The following is a 16,285-nucleotide window of genomic DNA, read 5'->3' as shown; positions in this document are numbered from 1 at the left end:
ACTGTTGCATTCAATGCAGTTTCCTCTTCTTTAGCATACATACGGCACAATAACCAACGTGCATTGCACCGCATACACACCTTAAGCCGTCATCCCATTATGCCTTAGCAAAGCATCAATACTCGGCTCCCTTCCCCGGAATGCAATAAACGATTCCAGCGCAGGACGTGAGCCGCCTTGCGCAAGGATTTCGTTCCAGAAACGTTTGCCTGCTTCCGCCGATAGCACGCCATTTTCCTCGAACATGCTGTAGGCGTCTGCAGAGAGGACTTCAGCCCATTTATAGCTGTAATAGCCTGCGGCATAACCGCCCGCGAAGATGTGCGAGAAGTTGTTGGGGAAGCGGTTCCACTTGGGCGGGCGCACCACGGCGACTTCGTCGCGTATGGCTTCGATGAGCTTGAGCGCGGTCTTGGTGTCGTATTCGCTGAAGTTGGCGTGCAGGCGCATATCGAACAGGGAGAACTCGATCTGACGCACGGTCTGCATGCCGGCCTGGAAGTTCTTGGCGGCGACCATCTTGTCGAACAGTTCCTTGGGCAAATGTTCGCCGGTATCGACGTGTTTGGTCATGTGGCGCAGCACGTCCCATTCCCAGCAGAAGTTTTCCATGAACTGGCTGGGCAGTTCCACGGCATCCCATTCCACACCCTTGATGCCGGAAACGCCGTAGTCTTCCACCTGGGTCAGCATGTGGTGCAGGCCATGACCGAATTCGTGGAACATGGTGATGACTTCGTCATGCGTGAACAGGGCTGGCTTGCCACCTACGGGCGCGGAGAAATTGCAGGTCAGGTAGGCCACTGGGGTTTCGATACCGTGGGATTTCTTGCGGCGGGTAATGGCTTCGTCCATCCAGGCGCCGCCGCGCTTGTTGTTGCGGGCGTAGAGGTCGAGGTAGAACTGGCCCACCGGCTTGCCTGCATTGTCGGTGATTTCATAGAAGCTGACATTCTTGTGCCAGACCGGGGCCTCGGTTTTCCTGACCTGCAGGCCGAAAATGGTTTCGGTCACTTTGAACAGGCCTTGCAGCACTTGCTGCTCGGGGAAGTATTGCTTCACTTCCTGGTCGGAGAAAGCATATTTGTCTTCGCGCAATTTCTCAGAGGCATAGGCAATATCCCAGGCGAACAGCTCGGCGAGGCCGAGTTTTTCTGCTGCATATTGCTTGAGTTCCTGCATGTCGCGCTCGGCAAACGGCTTGGCGCGTTTGGCTAGGTTGTTAAGGAATTCTTCGACTTGGGCCGGGGTTTCCGCCATCTTGGTGGCGAGCGAGGTTTCGGCATAGTTGCTGTAGCCCAGCAACACGGCGGCTTCATGGCGCAACCTGAGGATATTGCTGATGATCTCGGTATTGTCCCACTCCGGCTTGCCGAACTCGGAGGCGCGGGTAGCGTAGGCACGGTAAAGCGTTTCGCGCAGTTCGCGGTTGTCCGCGTATTGCAGCACCGGCATGTAGGAAGGGAAATGCAGGGTGAATTTCCAGCCGGTTTTTTCATCGGCCTTGGCAGCTTCGGCTGCGGCTTGCAAGGCATCTTCCGGCACGCCTTGCAGTTGCGCCTGGTCTTCTATGAACAACGCGTAATCGTTGGTGGTGTCGAGCAGGTTTTCCTCGAACTTGGCGGCCAGGGTGGAAAGTTCTTCCTGGATGGCCTTGAAGCGGGCTTTCTTGTCTTCAGGCAGTTCGGCGCCGCCCAGGCGGAAATCGCGCAGTTCGTTATCCAGTATCTTGCGCTGCGCAGTGTTGAGCTTGTCGTACTCCGCACTGGTACGCAAGGCGCGGAACTTGGCGTACAGGCGTTCATCCTGCGAAAGATCGGCGTAGAAGGCTGTCAGCTTGGGTAGGTTTTCGTTATAGGCTTCACGCAGTTCCGGGCTGTTGACGACGGCATTGAGGTGGCCGACTTGCGACCAGGCGCGTGATATCTGCTCCTCGAAGTCTTCGAGCGGACGGGCGAAGCTTTCCCAGGTAGGAGCCGATGTATCTGCGACCAGGGCTTCAACCAGCGCCTTGCCTTTCTCCAGCAGATAGTCCACCGCGGGCGTGACATGCTCGGCCTTGACTTGGTCGAATTGGGGCAAGCCGGAGAAATCCAGCAAAGGGTTATTGGCAATGCTCACGTGAAATCCTTAATTAATCAAACGCAATGTAAACGGGTAACGGTATTCCTCGCCCTTGCTCGCGGTGATGGCGGCAAGCACGCACAGGACCAGGTTGGCGAGCCAGAGGAAGCCGGCCAGCAAGAACCCGATGAGGATATAAACCAATATGGAGCTGATGACGTAGCCTATCAAGAGCGTGATCTGAAAATTCAGCGCTTCTCTCGCATGCCGGCCGATGAATGGACTTTCGTCCTTCTTCCACAACCAGACAAACAGTGCTGGCAGCAGGGTGAATACCGTGCCACCCAGATGAGTGAGCACGGCAATGTTTTTTTCATTATCACTGGCTACAGGAATGAGGTTGCCCATGATGAATCCCCTATGTGATAGGCCGCCAGATTGGCAGCCATTGTATTACTGATTGAGCTTTGCCAATAAAGGTTCGATCTTGTCGATATCGTAAGCATTCATGATCTTGCGCGCCACTGGCGCAGCTTGCTCTAGCTCAGTCTGCAACACCTGGCGCTTGATCGTGAGGATATGCGCCGGATGCATGGAGAACTGGCGCAGCCCGAAGCTCAGCAGCAAACGTGTGAAGTCGACGTCGCCCGCCATCTCGCCGCACACCGAGACCGGCTTGCCAAGTTTATTGCCTGCCTTGATCGTCATTTCGATTAGTTTGAGCACTGCCGGGTGCGATGGCTTGTAAAGATATGAGACAGCATCATCAGTACGATCAATCGCCAATGCATACTGGATCAGGTCATTGGTGCCGATGGAGAGGAAATCCAACTCACGCGCAAACGCCTCGGCATTGATTGCGGCGGCGGGAATCTCGATCATGCCGCCCAGCTTGATTTCTTCATCGAACGGAATGTTTTCCGCACGCAGGCTCTCCTTGGCGCGTTCAAGCAGGGTAACGGTCTGCCTCAATTCAGAAAGCGAGGAAAGCATGGGGATGAGAATCTTGATTTTACCGTAATGCGATGCACGCAGGATGGCCCGCAACTGGGTATGGAAAATCTGCGGCTCGGACAGGCACAGGCGGATAGCCCGCAGCCCCAGCGCAGGGTTGGTGCAGCTCCTGGCTGCATCCGGGTTCATTTGCTTGTCGGCCCCCAGATCCAGCGTGCGGATGGTGACAGGCAAACCTTTCATCATTTCCGCCACGGTGCGATACGCCGTAAACTGCTCTTCCTCAGCGGGCATTTCACGCCGGTTCATGAACAGGAACTCGGTACGGTAAAGCCCGATACCTGTGGCGCCGACGGATTTGGCCTTGGTCACGTCGGAAGGCACTTCGATATTGGCATGCAACTCCACCTCCACGCCATCCAGCGTCACCGCCCTGGTTTGCTTCAGGCGCTTGAGTTTCTGTTGCTCCAGCTCCCACTGTTCCTGGCGCAGCCGGTATTCCGCCAGCGTGTCCTTGTCCGGGTTGACGATGACAATGCCGTAATTGCCGTCGACGATAATCAATTCGCCATCGCGGATCAGATCGCGCGCACGATGCAATGCGACGATGGAAGGAATGCTCAAGCTGCGTGCCAGAATCGCGGTATGCGAAGTGGCGCCGCCTACGTCAGTGATAAAGGCGGCAAACTGGTGATGCTTGAACTGGATGGCATCGGCAGGCGAAACGTCATATGCCACCAGGATCATGGCGCTTTCGTCCGGCTGCACTGCTTCGCTCGGGTGGCCAAGCAGGACCTTGATGATACGCTCCACCACCTGCACCACGTCCTGCTTGCGCTCGCGCAGGTATTCATCCTCGATCAGCTCGAACTGCGCCACCAGCTCGTGCATCTGCTGCTTCAATGCCCACTCGGCATTGCACAGCTCTTGCTCGATAATAGCCTTGGGCTCTTCCGACAAGTGCTTGTCGGCAAGAATCATGAGATGGGTGTTGATGAAAGCCGTGAGTTCTGCCGGCGCATTGACAGGCAATTGCTCCCGGATTACTTCCAGATCCTGGCGCACGCGCGCCAGTGCGTTTTCAAAGCGCAGTATTTCTGCCACCAGCGCTTTCTTGGGAATGTGGTAATGCACCACCTCAACCAGAGCATTGGTGACAAGATGCGCATTGCCGATGGCAATGCCGCCGGAGACGCCAACGCCGTGCATGGAGAAGCTGACTTTGCTGCTCTGGGCCATGGGGGCTATTCCTGTGGGGGGATGGGAAGCGGCATGATGCGCTTTATTCCGGCTCGCCAAAGCGGCCATTGATCAGCTTGACCAGCGCATCCATGGCCGCCTGTTCATCGCTGCCATTGGCTTCCAGCGTAATCTTGCTGCCTTTGCTGGCCGCCAGCATCATCACCCCCATGATGCTCTTGGCATTTACGCGCCTGCCATTACGCTCAATCCAGATTTCGCAGGCATGCTGGCTCGCAGTCTGGGTAAGCTTGGTGGATGCTCGCGCATGCAAGCCCAATTTATTGATGATTTCTATTTCTTGTTTAATCATGATGCTGACATGTGTCCTTGGAAAAATGTACTACCCCGTCGCGTCCCCCGCTGATGGCCTTCTCGACCAAGGTCATGATGCCGTTGCCTTCCCGGTAGGTCAGCGCCCGCACCAGCATGGGCAAGTTGACCCCTGCCACCCCTTCCACATGCCCTGGAATCAACAGGCGAGTGACCAGGTTACAGGGAGTGGCGCCATACACATCAGAAAGTATCAGCACGCCCTGCCCTTCGTCCAGCTCGCGTATCATCTGCTGCGCCTGCGGCAGCAATGCTGCCGGGTCGTCATGCGTGCCCACGCCAAGTTGACGCAGCAATGGCGGACGTGAACCCATAACATGACTGCCACAGTGGATCAAACTTTCGCCCAGCGTACCATGGGCAATAATGAGTATGCCTATCATGCTTTTGTATCCTGTCTGCGCTAGCAGGGCAATACCATGCTAGCTTTTCTCAAGTGTACGGTGCCGCACCAGCACTTTGTGCTGCTGGTGACGAAAATGCGCTGCCAGGCGCTCTGCAAGGTATACAGAGCGATGCTGGCCGCCCGTGCAACCGATCGCAACGGTAAGGTAGCTGCGATTATCCGCAATAAAGCGGGGCAACCAGCGCTCAATAAAGCCACGGATATCGTCATACATGAGATGCACGCTCTCCTGGCTATCCAGATAATTGCAGACCACGGCATCCTGCCCGGTGAAGGGGCGTAGCTCCTTGTCGTAATAAGGATTAGGCAGGCAGCGCACGTCGAACACATAATCCGCATCAAGCGGAATTCCGTGCTTGAAGCCGAATGAGGAAAACAACAAAGTCAGTTCGCCGTTTTTATGGGTCACGAATTCCCTGACCCAGTTGCGCAATGCATTGGCGCTGAGGTTGCTGGTATCGATACGCAGACCCAGGTCCACCAGCTGTTCCAGCAGGTGGCGCTCGTAGCTGATGCTCTCCGCAAGTGTGCTGGTGTCATTGCTCAATGGGTGGCGCCGGCGTGTCTCACTGTAGCGTTTCACCAAGGTCTCGACATTGGCTTCCAGAAACAATACCTGTACATCCATGCCCGCACTCTTGAGCTTGCGTATGTTGCCAGGCAACACGTCCAGCGAAGCGCTGCGGGTATCAATGCTGATGGCCACGCGCTCATGCTGCGCCTGGCTGAGGTGTTCGGAGATTTGCGGCAACAAGGTAGCCGGCAGGTTATCGATGCAGTAATAACCGCTGTCTTCCAGCATCTTGAGCACGATGCTCTTGCCCGAACCTGAAAGACCAGTGACGATAACGAGCTGCATATCAATCCGCCTGTTGTTTGAGCTTTCTTGCCGTGCGCGCCATCTCACGATGCTGGCGCTGCATGAACTGCTTGGTACCGTTGATGCCGCGCAACAACAACATGTGATTACGCACGGCTACCTCGACCAACACGGCAATGTTGCGCCCGGCCGCCACTGGAATCACCACTTTGGGCACTTTCACATCCAGAATCTGTTCATGCTGGGATTTGATCTTGAGCCGGTCGAGCGGCACCATGGTATCCGCCATTTCCAGCTGCACGATAAGATCGAGCGGCTTGGTCGGTTTGACGGCATTATCTCCGAACAAGGCGCGAATATTGAGCACACCCAGCCCACGCACCTCGAGGAAATCCTGCAACAGGGGCGGGCAGCGGCCTTCCAGCCGGTCGGGCGCAATCCGGTAGAAATCGACAATATCGTCTGCCACCAACCGATGGCCGCGCGAGATCAATTCCAGTGCCAGTTCGCTTTTACCGATGGCCGGATTGCCCTTGATCATGAGGCCAAAGCCCTGCACCTCCAGAAACACGCCATGCAGGCTTTCCGACACGGCTACCGCCTGCGCGAGGTAATGGCTCAGCACGTCCATGAGGCCCGGGCTACGCAAGGGAGAGGTAAACAGCGGGGTAATGTATTCGTCCGAGGCAACGACCAACTCTGCCGGCGCGTCCTCGCCGTTGGCCACAATGATGGCAGCAAGATCGGCCGAGAACAGGTTCTTGATGGCTTGCTGCAACTCGCGCGCCCTCAGGCTGCGCAAATAATCCATTTCCGCACAACCCAGCACCTGTACACGGTTGGGATGCACAAAGTTCAGGTGACCGACCAATGCCAACGATGGCTTGGTCACAGTTTCGCTGGTGAGCGGGTTATCGCCGCCTGCTAACCCGGCTACCCATTTCAGCTTGAGCTTGCGGCGCGTATCCTTGTAAAGCTGGGTAACACTGATTTCAGCCATGTGTGCGATACCTTGGGAATGAAAAAACAGGAGAAAATGCTGCATGAGTGCCAAATCCATGCATGAAAGATGAATTCAGCACTCTTTTGCAGCATTTCTCAGATTTACTCAACCACCTGGTGCTTGAGGCCTCCTGCTGCCTGATTGTGGTTGCTGACCTTTTCCTTATGCTTCAACACCTGGCGATCAAGCTTGTCAGCCAAGGTGTCAATCGCGCTATACATGCTCTCCGCGCCACTTTCCGCATGCAGATCATTGCCCGGCACATGCAGGGTGGCTTCCGCCTTTTGCACCAGTTTTTCTACGCTCAGCGTTACTTTAAGGTCAATTACATGGTCAAAGTGGTTGCTAAGTCGTGCCAGCTTGGACTGCACATATTCGCGCAGTGCTGGAGTAACCTCTAAATGATGTCCGGTCAGGTGCAAATTCATAACGCTCTCCTTACTTGAAAAACGCGCAAATCAAAGCGACTTGCGCTGGTTGGCCGCGGGTATCTGTAGAGACTCACGGTATTTCGCTATGGTTCTTCTTGCAACAACTATGCCTTGCTTGCCGAGGATGTCGGTAATCTGGTTATCCGACAGCGGCTTCTTGGGGTTTTCCTCGCTCACCATCTGCTTGATCAATGCGCGGATTGCGGTCGCCGAGCAAGCACCGCCAGACTCAGTGGCAACATGGCTGCCGAAGAAATACTTCAATTCGTAAACGCCGCGCGGAGTGAGCATGTACTTTCTTGTTGTAACGCGGGAAACCGTGGATTCATGCAAGCCCAATTCGTCGGCAATCTCGCGCAGCACCAAAGGCCGCATGGCGACTTCACCATGTTCGAAGAAATTGCGCTGGCGGTCCACAATCGCTTGCGACACCCTAAGGATGGTGGAAAAACGCTGCTGGATGTTCTTGATCATCCATTTGGCTTCCTGCATCTGGCTCATAAGGTACTGACTGGAGCTATCGCGGTTACGTTTCAAAATGCCGGCATAAAGCTGGTTGATGCGCAATTTGGGCACCACTTCATCATTGAGGCTGGCCACCCAGATACCCTTGGTCTTTTTGACCACAATCTCATGCTGGATGTAATGATCGGATGTGATATGGGTAAACTCGCCACCCGGACGCGGGTTGAGCTGGGTCACGAGCTGCTGCACCACCTTCAGCACATCGTCATCGCAATGCAGCAGTTTGCGCAAGCGCGTGTAATCGCGGGTCGCCAGCAGCGGCAAGTGATGCTCAGCCACCTTGACGGCAAGATCAACATGCGGCGTGTCCTTAGGCAGGGCGCGCAACTGCAATGCCAGGCACTCGGCCAGGTTGCGGGCACCTATGCCTGGCGGGTCGAGGTTCTGGATATGCTTGAGCGCGGTTTCCAGTTCCAGCGGGTCAATTTCGAGCTCATCAGGCAGCAACTCTGCAAGTTCTTCCAGTGATTGCTCAAGGTAGCCATCGTCATTGATGGCATCCACCAGCACCATTGCCAGGGTTTGGTCACGCTCAGACAATGGCAACAGCTTGATCTGGCCTAACAAGTGCTCACGCAGGGTGAGGTTGACCGCTTCCTGAAAGCTGAAATCGTTATCGTCATCATTGTTGGCCCCGCCCTCTTCCCAGCGGTTACTGCCCTGAAAAGACTCAAAGTAGTCATCACCACCACCAAACTCATCGATACGTGGCAATTCCTCACTGGCAGGCGCCGGTGCCTCACTGGCGGGGCTGGCAATATCGGGAGCAGGCGTGTAAATTTCCGGCGCCTCAGCCGCCACGCCATCCGGGCCGTCTAGACGCTCCAGCAAGGGGTTGGCCTGTAGCAACGTCTCCAGTTCCTGGTTGAGTTCTTGCGAAGACAATTGCAACAGCTTGATTGACTGCTGCAATTGCGGTGTCAATGCAAGGTTTTGGGAAAATTTTAGCTGTAGACTTTGTTTCATGTTCTATTCCGCCTCATTCGCTCCTACAGGCGGAAATCCTTGCCCAGGTATACTTCTCTTACACTATCGTTATGAATGATTTCACTGGGTTTCCCCGCAGCAAATACACGGCCCTCATTCACGATATAGGCACGATCGCATATGCCCAGGGTTTCACGCACATTGTGATCAGTAATCAACACGCCGATATTACGTTCTGTCAGAAATCGTACAATTTTCTGGATATCCAGCACCGCAATCGGATCAATCCCGGCAAATGGCTCATCCAGCAGGATAAAGCTGGGGTTGGTTGCCAGACATCGTGCAATTTCCACGCGGCGACGCTCACCACCGGAAAGACTCACCGCCATGCTGTTGCGGATATGAGTAATATGGAGTTCCTGCAGTAAGGATTCAAGCTGCTCCTTCTGCTGCTCTGCTGTCATGTCTTGTAGTTCCAGGATTGCCTGGATATTTTCTGCCACCGTCATCTTACGGAAAATAGAAGGCTCTTGCGGCAAATACGCCAGCCCCATGCGGGCACGCTGATGGATAGGCATACGGCTCAGATCCTTGCCATCCAGCAGGATGCGGCCGCCATCCAGCGCAACCAGCCCTACCATCATGTAGAAACTGGTTGTCTTGCCTGCGCCGTTTGGCCCTAGCAACCCAACCACTTCGCCACTGTTAAGCTGCAGGGAAATATCCTGCACCACGGTGCGTGATTTGTATTTCTTGCGCAGGCTTTCTACGATTAATTCACTCATTTATGCAATATCTATGGGGCAATTTTCTTGGGACAGCACTCAGGCCGGGATCTATCAAACGGTTTCAACCTCATGGAGTTTCCGCTTCGGGTTTCTTCTTGGGCTGGATCACGGCACGTACGCGGCCACTTGGTGTTGCAGGTGTCGCTGCTTGCGAGCCACCACTGATGACCTCCGCATATTCCGCATTGGCGTCGTACATGATGTAGTCGCCATGTACGATATCCTCGCCGCGTTTGACCCATGCTTTTGTGAACAGCTGCACCTTGTCCATACGTCCATCATACTCTATACGCTGGGCACTGCCCTCCATGTATTCATTCTTGCCATCCCGCTTCTGCTTGAAAGTGGTGGGATTGCCGTAGGAAGTGCTGTGCTGGAAACCCTCCTTGTCCTCACGCACAATCAGCCTATCGCCGCGGATCATCAGCGTACCCTGGGTCAGAATCACGTTGCCGGTATAGGTACTGGTCTTCTTGGCATCATTGACCTGCACGGAGTCGGCTTCCAGTTCAATCGGCTTCTCGCGATCTGCCTTTTCTGCATAAGCAGTTGCAGACAGCATGCCGATCAACATGGCGAGCAATAAGGAACAACGCAGGGTGCGCATAGGGTCTCCGCTGAAGAATGTCGTTTTACTTGGTTTTAGCTGGCAGCTTAGCATTTTTGCTATTCCCCGATTTGGTTTGTTTGCCAGTGTTTTTAGTGGCAGCCTTGGCCGCTGGTTTTGTTGCACGGTTTGCCGGCCTGGGCTTGCTGGCAGCAGCCGGGCGCTCATAATGGCTACGTACGCGCTTATTGAGCTGAATGGTCTGGTTTTTCTTGTCATATACCATGCCTACTGCACGCACTATGCTCTTGGGCCCCTGCGTAATGACCACGGGCTGGTCAGTCGAGGCAATCTCGTTGTCAGGCTCTACCCGCAGGTATTCCGTCGTCAGGGTCATTTCCTGCCGGTCGCCGAATGCCGGCCGCACGACACGCACACTATCGCGAAACTCCACCACCTCGCCATTGCTCGACACGTGCCCACGCTTCCCTTCTATCGTCGTGGTCGGCCTGTCTACGCCAAACTGGGTGAAATGCGGGTTTTCCAGCTCAGTCGTGTCATCGTCGGGGTAATGCCGCATTTCCGAAGCCTTGAGAATATGGCTGATAGTGCCCGTCGCATCGGTCTTGGTCGTAACAAAGTTATTGAGGATGTAATCCGGGTCGTGACGCGTACTGCCATCCACCCGCGGCTCCGGTGGTTGCACCGTGCGGTCTATCCACAGCGTGATCAAGGCCAGCAGCCCGAGCACCGCGAGTGGAAACAGAATGGTGTTTGTCCGTCCCTTCATCTCTCGCATTTACTTCAGGTAAGGTGCCATTTGTGCATCCAACGTGCCTTGCACCTTCATGAGCAATTCACAGACTTCACGCACCGCCCCAAATCCGGCCTGGCGTTCGGTAGTGTAATGCGCATATTCCTTGACCAGCGGCATGGCATGCGGCACGGTAATCGCCAGCCCGGCACGGCGCATAGGCGGGATGTCAATGACATCGTCCCCCATGAACAGGCACTCTTCCGCTGACACGCCCTGTTTTTCGAGCAAATCATTAAAGGCTTCAAGCTTGTCATCTATCCCTTGATAGATGATCTGCACGCCGGTATTCTCGGCGCGCTTGACGACAACATTGGATTTTCTGCCTGTGATATAGGCCATACGTACTCCCGTGTTCTTGAGCATCTTCATGCCCAGGCCATCCTGCGAATGAAACACCTTGTATTCCAGGCCATCATCGCCCAGCATCAGCCCGCCATTGGTCAGTACACCGTCCACGTCAAACACTGCAACCTTGATGCGCTTTGCGCGTTCTTCTAAAGAAATCACCTTCTAAACCACCTTTGCCATGAGTAAGTCATGCATATTGAGTGCACCGACCAAATTACCCTGCTGATCCACCACCAACAGGCTGCTGATTGAATATTGTTCCATCAAGGCTACTGCATCGACCGCCAGCTGCTCCGGCGCAATCGTCCGTGGATGCGCATGCATGACGTCTTGCATGGAAGTCGCATGGATATCAATCCCAGCTTCAAAGGCACGCCGCAAATCGCCATCCGTGAATATGCCCACCGGCGCGCTGGAGGTGTCCAACACGGCCGTCATGCCCAGCCCCTTGCGCGACATTTCCAGCAGGCCATCCTTGAGGCTATGACCAGCTTGTATCCTGGGAATATCATCCCCGCTACGCATGATGTCCTGCACATGCAACAACAGGCGCCGCCCGATAGACCCGCCGGGATGGACCAGTGCAAAATCCTCGCGCGAAAAACCGCGCTGGTCCAGCAAGGTCACGGCTAATGCATCGCCCAGCGCCAGAGCGGCCGTCGTGCTGGCTGTCGGTGCGAGCCCAAGCGGACAGGCTTCCTGCGAAACGTGTGCATCCAGAAAAATGGTGGCAGCCTTGGACAAGGTGGAGTGGCGATTGCCTGAAATGCTGATGATAGGCGCCCCTATGCGTTTCAATGGCGGCAGGATGGCAAGCAATTCATCCGCCTCGCCGGAGTTGGACAGGGCAATCACCACATCATCCTGGGTAATCATGCCAATATCCCCATGGCTTGCCTCGGCAGGGTGGATGAAAAAAGCCGGGGTGCCCGTGCTTGCCAGCGTGGCGGCAATCTTGTTGCCTATATGGCCTGATTTGCCGATGCCGGTCACGACAACTCGGCCACGGCACTGTAAAATAAGCTCGACTGCGTTGACGAAGTTTTCATCCAGGCGCTCGGCCAATGCCTGTACTTCCTGTGCCTCTATCGCCAAAACCTCGCGCGCAAGCTGCAATGGTGCTTTTGCGCTACTGCTTGTCTTTAACTTGGAAATTCCCATATCTGCTAAGTATAAAAGGGAACTCTCCCTGAATAAAGGATATGCCATCAAAGTAGGCATAATTTTTGCGTGATTAATTTATTCGAGCCTCATTTCACCAGTAATTCTCTTTCCCGGAATCTTCAATCATGAGCCAGCACGTATTGATTGCTGGAGGCGGCATCGTCGGCTGCCTCACCGCCATGGAACTGGTATCCCGCGGTTGCCAGGTCACTATCGTCGAACGTAACCAGATTGCAAGCCAGACCTCGGGAGAGTCTTCCTGGGCAGGTGCCGGCATCATGTTCCCGCTGTTGCCGTGGATGTACTCGGATCACGTCAACACGCTGACCAGCAACGGTGCAGGTCGATATAAAGAAATCTGTGAGCGCCTGTTCAAGGAAACCGGCATTGACCCGCAAATGCTCAACTCCGGCTTTCTGCTACTGCCAAGTTTTGACCGCGCCGCAGCGCTGGCCTGGTGTACGCGTTATCAAGTCACTACGGAAGAGGCGCAGGCCTCAGACTTTGGCGTGCAATCAACCAGCGGTGAAGATGCATTGTGGCTGCCGCAGGTAAACCAGGTGCGTCCGCCATGCCTCATGCATGCCTTGCGCACATGGCTGGAAAAACACAAGGTACGCCTGCTGGAACGCACAGAGCTCATGCCACTGCCCGCAGAGATCACCAAGCTCACTTCCTGGCGCACTACCAAAGGTGAACTGCTGGAAGCAGATTGCTTTATCGTGACTTCGGGCGCGTGGAGTTTCGAGTTGCTGAAAGAAGTCGCCAGCAAGCTGCAAGTCAAGCCCATGCGCGGACAGATCGTGCTCTACAAGCCCGAACGCAACCCCGGCGCCGTCATTTACCGCGAAGGTTTCTACCTGGTGCCGCGCCGCGACGGTTACCTGCTAGCCGGCAGCACGCTAGAAGACGTCGGTTTTGACCACTCCACCACCGATGCCGTACGCGAGGAAATCTGCGCCAAGGCAGAAGCCCTCATGCCAGAACTCAAGGGCCTGCCCATCATCAAGCACTGGAGCGGCCTACGCCCCGGCACCCCGGAAAACCTACCAGTTATCGGCCCGCATCCTGGCGTCGAGAACCTGTTCCTCAACACTGGGCATTTCCGTTATGGATTGACAATGGGCCCCGCCAGCGCCAGCCTGATTGCTGCATTGGTCTGTAACGAACAGCCATGGACAGATCCTGCCCCTTTCTCGCTGCCACAATAAAATCTGCTTTTCTCGCCATCAGCAAAAGAATTCCGGAACATCGTCCACCAGGACTTTGTTGCTGCCAGCTTCAAGGCTTGAGCCTTCAGCAGCAGTAAATTTAGATGCTCAACACAAAGAAAAACGGTTAGGCTATTTTTGGTCCTGGCCGTTTCTTTTTTTCACAATAGCCTGCTAGAATCGCAACCATGTTGCGCAAGATATTGCTTGGTTATGTGTTATCGCTTTTGCTGCTATTCAGCCAGCAAAGCCTCACTGCGCACGAGATTTCACACCTCAACGACCAACCTTCCCATACCCAAGATCAATCACCTCATACCAACCTTTGTGAGCAGTGCCTGAATTTTGGAAGCCTAGGCAGTTTTATCCCTGCGTCGCAGCATGCCCTACCTACGGTGACTAGCCATGGCAGCCTTGTCTTGTTCACCACCACGCAACATAACACCCGCTTTCTCGCAGCCTATACCTCCCGCGGCCCGCCGCCAGTGCTCATCTAGCACAATCAACAGCCCGTACTTTGCCAGACAAAGACGTGCCAGCCGCCGTATTCCCTGGAATGCGGCCCCTATGGCCATGCTTACGCCATGGTCAGTTTGATACAGTTAAATGCGAGATTGTAAGATGCAGAACCCCCATACGGCCCCCGTGCCAAAAAGAATCCTGATTGCCATCGCCATGGCATTCGGCAGCCCCTTGGCGACTCAAGCTGTTCAAGCCGAAGAACAAATCGAGCTCCCCACCATTGCGGTCACAGCCAACCCACTGGGCGTGGCATCGGATGAATTGGTAGTACCGGTCTCCACCTTGAGCGGCCGTGAACTTTCATTGCAGCGCGAAAGTACGCTGGGTGAAACATTGAAATCCATCCCCGGCATTTCTTCCACTTACTTTGGCCCCAATGCCTCGCGCCCGGTCATCCACGGCCTGGATGGCGAACGCGTACGCATGATGCAGAACGGCGTTGGCATACTGGACGCCTCCAGCCTAAGTTTTGACCATGCCGTAGCACTGGACCCGCTGGTCATCGAGCAGATTGACGTGGTGCGCGGCCCGGCTGCCCTGCTTTATGGCGGCAGCGCTGTCGGCGGGGTGGTAAACGCCATCGACCACCGTATCCCCAAGGAAGCCATAGACGGCGTGACTGGCCGCAGTGAAATACGTTTCGGCGGGGCGGAAAACCAGAAGAACGGCGCCATCGTGCTGGATGCAGGCAATGGCGTGCTCACAGTGCATGCCGACGCCTACAAGCGCAAGACCGATGACCTGGACATCCCGGGCTATGCCGTTTCGCGCCGCAAGAACGAAGCTGATGGCGAGGCGCGTGAAAACAAGGGCCGGCTGGTCAATAGCGGCTCGGATGCAGATGGCGGCGCAATCGGTGCCTCGATCGCGTTGGAAAATGGTTATGTCGGCATGTCCTACTCCACCTTCAACAACAAGTATGGCACGGTGGCGGATCCCGATGTGTTGATTGACATGAAGAGTGACCGCTGGGACTTTGCCTCTGAGTTGCGCGACCTTGGCAGCATCATCAACAAGGTCAAAGTGCGTATGGCCCATACCGATTATGAGCACCGTGAGCTTGAGGATGGTGAAGTCGGTACCACATTCAAGAACCGCGGCCTGGAAGGCTCGATTGAAGCCTCGCACGGCAATATCGGCCCGCTATCCGGCGTGATCGGCCTGCAGTTCCACAACTCTCGTTTCGAGGCACTCGGCGAAGAAGCCTTTGTCCCGCCCAATCGTACCAATACCCGCGCGCTTTATGTCTATGAAGAACTACCGCTGGATGCGCTCAAGCTCACGTTCGGCGGCCGCGTGGAACATGCCAAGATAGAATCCAGTGGCGGTGGCGACTTCGGCCCCAGCCAGTCGCGCTCATTCACGCCTTATAGCCTGGCAACCGGCGCGCTGTTCAACCTCAATGAGCAATGGTCACTCGCCGCCAACCTCTCCCACAACGAGCGTGCGCCGAGTTATTTTGAGCTGTATGCCGATGGCGAGCATGTGGCCACCGGCCAATACGAAGTCGGCTCAACCGATCTCCAGAAGGAGCGCTCAAATGGCATAGATGCCCAATTGCGCTGGAAACAGAACCATGACTCCTTCAGCATAGGCGCCTACTATACCCGCTTCAGCAACTTTATCGGCCTGTTCAACAGCGGCATTCTGGTAAATGAAGAAGGAGAAGCCGGTGAGGTCGACTCCGATATTCCTGAAGCCAGGTTTACTGGTGCCAAGGCCGTGTTCAAGGGTTTGGAGGCCGAAGGCAAGTTCCGCGTCTATGACAAGGTCGGCGCACTCGACCTTAAATTACGCGGCGATTATGTACGCGCCACCAATCGTGACACTGGCGATTCCCTGCCGCGCATTTCCCCCTTGAAGCTCGGTTTCGGTTTGGATTACCGCTTCAACCGCTTCGGCTCCCGGCTGGACGTGTTGCGCGCGTTCAAACAGAACCGCACGGATGACAACGAGCTTGCCACCGACGGCTACACCCTGGTCAACGCCACCCTCACCTACAAGCTGCCGACACCGTCCTATTTCCAACTGGAAGCGTTTGCTAAGGCATACAACCTGCTGGACCAGACCATACGTGACCACACCTCGCTACTCAAGGATATCGCGCCCATGGGCGGCCGCTCCCTGCTGGTCGGCCTGCGCGGAGAGTTTTAGAGCCTATCACTGTAAGCTGCCGCCGGACGCTA

The 16,285-nt window shown here is 55.3% G+C and carries 17 protein-coding genes; 3 read left to right on the top strand and 14 right to left on the bottom strand.

Annotated features, from left to right (window positions below; genetic code table 11):
- Positions 1–81 precede the first annotated feature (81 nt).
- The 14 genes from LG198_RS05455 to LG198_RS05390 all read right to left on the bottom strand — a co-directional run bounded on the left by LG198_RS05455 (position 82) and on the right by LG198_RS05390 (position 12,363).
- Positions 82–2,121, bottom strand: a complete 2,040-nt coding sequence (locus LG198_RS05455) for a M3 family metallopeptidase (protein ID WP_230342172.1) — start codon at positions 2,119–2,121, stop codon at positions 82–84.
- Positions 2,122–2,130: 9 nt separating this feature from the next.
- The gene (locus LG198_RS05450) at positions 2,131–2,472 is read right to left on the bottom strand and encodes a DUF4870 domain-containing protein (RefSeq protein WP_230342171.1); all 342 of its coding nucleotides are present in this window, start codon (positions 2,470–2,472) and stop codon (positions 2,131–2,133) included.
- 45 nt (positions 2,473–2,517) lie between these two features.
- On the bottom strand, positions 2,518–4,257 hold the full coding sequence (gene ptsP / locus LG198_RS05445; RefSeq protein WP_230342170.1) for a phosphoenolpyruvate--protein phosphotransferase: 1,740 nt from the start codon (positions 4,255–4,257) through the stop codon (positions 2,518–2,520).
- 43 nt (positions 4,258–4,300) lie between these two features.
- Positions 4,301–4,570 carry an HPr family phosphocarrier protein gene (locus tag LG198_RS05440; protein WP_230342169.1) on the bottom strand — a complete coding sequence of 90 codons (270 nt, stop codon included), beginning with the start codon at positions 4,568–4,570 and terminating at the stop codon, positions 4,301–4,303.
- A complete protein-coding gene (locus LG198_RS05435; RefSeq protein ID WP_230342168.1) occupies positions 4,563–4,973 on the bottom strand; it encodes a PTS sugar transporter subunit IIA in 411 nt (136 codons plus the stop codon). Before LG198_RS05435 ends, LG198_RS05440 begins: the two co-directional genes overlap by 8 nt.
- A gap of 39 nt (positions 4,974–5,012) precedes the next feature.
- Positions 5,013–5,855: an RNase adapter RapZ gene (gene rapZ, locus LG198_RS05430; protein WP_230342167.1), complete on the bottom strand. Its 843-nt coding sequence runs from the start codon at positions 5,853–5,855 to the stop codon at positions 5,013–5,015.
- A 1-nt stretch (position 5,856) separates the two neighbouring features.
- Positions 5,857–6,816: an HPr(Ser) kinase/phosphatase gene (hprK, locus tag LG198_RS05425; RefSeq protein ID WP_230342166.1), complete on the bottom strand. Its 960-nt coding sequence runs from the start codon at positions 6,814–6,816 to the stop codon at positions 5,857–5,859.
- 104 nt (positions 6,817–6,920) lie between these two features.
- Complete coding sequence (hpf, locus tag LG198_RS05420; protein WP_230342165.1) at positions 6,921–7,247, bottom strand: ribosome hibernation-promoting factor, HPF/YfiA family; 327 nt, start codon at positions 7,245–7,247, stop codon at positions 6,921–6,923.
- Between the two features lie 30 nt (positions 7,248–7,277).
- Entirely contained in the window at positions 7,278–8,741 is a 1,464-nt protein-coding gene (locus LG198_RS05415; RefSeq protein ID WP_230342164.1) for an RNA polymerase factor sigma-54, read from the bottom strand.
- A 23-nt stretch (positions 8,742–8,764) separates the two neighbouring features.
- Positions 8,765–9,487: an LPS export ABC transporter ATP-binding protein gene (lptB, locus tag LG198_RS05410; RefSeq protein ID WP_230342163.1), complete on the bottom strand. Its 723-nt coding sequence runs from the start codon at positions 9,485–9,487 to the stop codon at positions 8,765–8,767.
- 70 nt (positions 9,488–9,557) lie between these two features.
- Positions 9,558–10,097: a lipopolysaccharide transport periplasmic protein LptA gene (gene lptA / locus LG198_RS05405; RefSeq protein WP_230342162.1), complete on the bottom strand. Its 540-nt coding sequence runs from the start codon at positions 10,095–10,097 to the stop codon at positions 9,558–9,560.
- A gap of 25 nt (positions 10,098–10,122) precedes the next feature.
- Positions 10,123–10,827 (bottom strand): LPS export ABC transporter periplasmic protein LptC, encoded by a 705-nt coding sequence (lptC, locus tag LG198_RS05400; protein ID WP_230342161.1) that lies wholly within the window; start codon positions 10,825–10,827, stop codon positions 10,123–10,125.
- Between the two features lie 9 nt (positions 10,828–10,836).
- Positions 10,837–11,361 (bottom strand): KdsC family phosphatase, encoded by a 525-nt coding sequence (locus LG198_RS05395; protein WP_230342160.1) that lies wholly within the window; start codon positions 11,359–11,361, stop codon positions 10,837–10,839.
- 3 nt (positions 11,362–11,364) lie between these two features.
- Positions 11,365–12,363 carry a KpsF/GutQ family sugar-phosphate isomerase gene (locus LG198_RS05390; protein WP_230342159.1) on the bottom strand — a complete coding sequence of 333 codons (999 nt, stop codon included), beginning with the start codon at positions 12,361–12,363 and terminating at the stop codon, positions 11,365–11,367.
- A 128-nt stretch (positions 12,364–12,491) separates the two neighbouring features.
- On the opposite strand from LG198_RS05390, the gene LG198_RS05385 reads away from it, so the two are divergent.
- From LG198_RS05385 to LG198_RS05375, 3 genes are all read left to right on the top strand, one after another.
- Positions 12,492–13,577: an NAD(P)/FAD-dependent oxidoreductase gene (locus LG198_RS05385; RefSeq protein WP_230342158.1), complete on the top strand. Its 1,086-nt coding sequence runs from the start codon at positions 12,492–12,494 to the stop codon at positions 13,575–13,577.
- A gap of 188 nt (positions 13,578–13,765) precedes the next feature.
- The gene (locus tag LG198_RS05380) at positions 13,766–14,074 is read left to right on the top strand and encodes a hypothetical protein (protein ID WP_230342157.1); all 309 of its coding nucleotides are present in this window, start codon (positions 13,766–13,768) and stop codon (positions 14,072–14,074) included.
- 124 nt (positions 14,075–14,198) lie between these two features.
- Positions 14,199–16,253, top strand: a complete 2,055-nt coding sequence (locus LG198_RS05375; protein WP_230342156.1) for a TonB-dependent receptor — start codon at positions 14,199–14,201, stop codon at positions 16,251–16,253.
- Positions 16,254–16,285 lie beyond the last annotated feature (32 nt).

This window comes from Methylobacillus arboreus (assembly GCF_020532725.1).
Classification (GTDB): domain Bacteria; phylum Pseudomonadota; class Gammaproteobacteria; order Burkholderiales; family Methylophilaceae; genus Methylobacillus; species Methylobacillus arboreus.
This window is presented reverse-complemented; position numbering and strand designations above follow the sequence as displayed.